Annotated in this window: 3 protein-coding genes; 2 read left to right on the top strand and 1 reads right to left on the bottom strand. The window is 70.6% G+C overall.

Translation table 11 applies throughout. From position 1 onward, the window contains the following. Positions 1-799: glycosyltransferase family 9 protein (locus QH283_RS07420; RefSeq protein ID WP_280502275.1), on the bottom strand; the 799-nt coding region annotated here is incomplete at its 3' end. Positions 800-1,184: 385 nt separating this feature from the next. Between QH283_RS07420 and QH283_RS07415 the strand changes: the two genes are divergently transcribed. After that, on the top strand, positions 1,185-1,589 hold the full coding sequence (locus QH283_RS07415) for a VOC family protein (RefSeq protein ID WP_280502274.1): 405 nt from the start codon (positions 1,185-1,187) through the stop codon (positions 1,587-1,589). A 98-nt stretch (positions 1,590-1,687) separates the two neighbouring features. Next, positions 1,688-2,290 (top strand): HdeD family acid-resistance protein, encoded by a 603-nt coding sequence (locus QH283_RS07410; RefSeq protein WP_280502273.1) that lies wholly within the window; start codon positions 1,688-1,690, stop codon positions 2,288-2,290. Positions 2,291-2,402 lie beyond the last annotated feature (112 nt).

The following is a 2,402-nucleotide window of genomic DNA, read 5'->3' as shown; positions in this document are numbered from 1 at the left end:
GGTGCGGCGGCGGCCCGGCGACCCTCGGCGGGGTCGGGCCGAACAGCAGCACCGTGCGGGTGCCGAAGGCGGTCGCCAGATGCGCGACCCCGGTGTCGCCGCTGATCACCAGCGCGGCCTCGGCCACGGTCGCGGCCAGCTCGATGAGGTTCTGCGCACCGGCGAGCACGCGCTCTTTGGCCAACCCCGCGCGGGCGGCCACGGTCAGCGCGATCTCGCGTTCGAACTCGTCGCCGGTGAGCACGACGTCGCGGCCGAGCACGAGCAGATGCCGCACCACGGCGGCGAACCGTTCCGGCGGCCAGCGCCGCGCCGGAGCGCCTGCCCCCACATGGACCACCACGCAGTCGCGGTGGTCGGTCGTGGCGACCGGCGGCACCAGGCCGAGGTTGCGGCGGTCGGCGACGATGCCCGCGGTCTCGAGCAGCCGGCACCAGCGTTCGGTGTAGTGCTCCTCGGGCTGCCACCGCGGGCCGTCGATCTCCGGGAAGGCATGGTGCCGGTAGGTGAGCACGCGGGTGGCGCCGGTCCTGGTGAGGGCGGCGATGCTCTCCGGGCCCGGTCCGTGCAGGTTCACCGCCAGCGCCGGCGCGGGGGCGTGCCAGCGCAGCGCGTCGGGGGAGGAGGTCGGCAGCAGCGCGTCGACCGAGGAGATCAGATCCACGATCGGCTTGAGCCGTTGCGGCGCGGCCAGCACGATGCGGTGACTCGGCTCGGCTCTGCGCAGCGCGCGCAGCGCCGGGACCGCGGTGAGCAGGTCGCCCAGCCCGCGTGTCTGTAGCACGAGTAGTTCCGCCACCGTCGTCTCTCCTAGCAGGCTTCGGTTGTGGTGCCCGGCTTGTTGTCGTTTCCCGTGTCGTTTCCGTCCGCGTGTCGGAGCCGCGTTCGGCGAAAGTCACTTAACGATGACTTCCCCTGGGGTAAGGGCGATAAACGTTGCCCCGGTGTGGCGTAATCGATCCCACCGGCCCGGGCGCGCAGTATGGTCGAGGCGGGCCGGTCGGCCCGTGGTTCTTCCCGGCCTGTCGATCTGCGGGCCGGTGGTTTCTCCCGGTCGGGCGCACTCCCCGGTCGCAGGCAACTCCCCGAAGCGACGAACTCCCACGACGGTGACTCCCACGACCGTGACTCCCACGACCGTAACTCCCACGACCGTAACTCCCACGACAGCGAGGAGCGTTCTCATGGCGAGCAGGCTCAACCCGTACATCAGCTTCCGCACCGAGGCCAGGCAGGCGCTGGAGTTCTACCGCGACGTCCTCGGCGGCGAGCTGCGCATCCACACCTTCGGCGAGATGGGCGACGCCCCCGGTGACCTGGGCTCGCTGGTGATGCACGGTCAGCTCGAGACCCCGGGCGGCTTCACGCTCATGGCCTCCGACACTCCGCCCGGCATGGAATACCAGGAGGGCAGCCGGATCACCGTCAGCCTCAGCGGCGAGGACGCCGACGAGCTGCGCGGCTGGTGGGAGAAGCTGAGCGCCGAGGGCACCGTGATGGTCCCGCTGGAGAAACAGATGTGGGGCGACGAGTTCGGCATGTGCCTCGACCGCTTCGGCGTGCCGTGGCTGGTCGACATCGCCGGCTGACGAGCCGGGAAGAGTCGGCCTGACGAGCCGGGAAGAGGCAGCCTGACGAGCCGGGAAAGATGCGAAGGAATTCGAGATCGCGGGCATAGCATCGGCCCATGACAACCGAAAGCGTGATGGACGGTCCGGTCCAGACGCTTGCCAGATCGGCGTGGCAGGCCATCCTCGTGACCGGTGTGATCTCGATAGTTCTCGGCATCGTGGTGCTCATCTGGCCAGGCAAGACCATGCTGGTCGCGGGTGTGCTCTTCGGCATCTACCTGGTGGTCTCCGGGGTGCTGCAGCTGGTCTCGGCCTTCGGCGCCACCAAGACCGCGGGCATGCGGGTGCTGTACTTCCTCAGCGGCGCCTTGTCGATCGTCATCGGGCTGTTCTGTTTCCGCGACGAACTGGCCTCGATCCTGCTGCTCGGGCTCTGGATCGGCATCGGCTGGCTCTTCCGCGGCGTGGCGCTGCTGGTCGCCGTGGTCTCCGAGCCCGGGCTCCCCGGCCGCGGCTGGCAGGGCTTCTTCGCCGTGCTGACCATCCTCGGCGGCGTCGTGCTGGTGGTGTGGCCGGTCAGCTCGCTGGCCACGCTGACGCTGCTGGCGGGCATCTGGCTGATCGTGCTCGGCGTGACCGAGATCGTCACGGCGCTGGGCGTCCGCAAGGACGCCAGGGAGGTCGACCAGGCGCTGCGCGTCCCGCCGAATCCCATCTAGGCCGCCCGAATCCTTTCCAGGCCCCACGGGCAACGCCACGGGGCCCCCCCCCCCCAACCGGGGCCCGCCCCGCGGGGGGGTTTTGGCGGGGGCCACGCCCCGGGGGCCCGGG

The sequence above is a fragment of the Nocardia farcinica genome (assembly GCF_029867845.1).
Classification (GTDB): domain Bacteria; phylum Actinomycetota; class Actinomycetes; order Mycobacteriales; family Mycobacteriaceae; genus Nocardia; species Nocardia farcinica_A.
The sequence above is the reverse complement of the archived record's forward strand: the minus strand, read 5'-3'. Positions and strand labels throughout refer to the sequence as shown.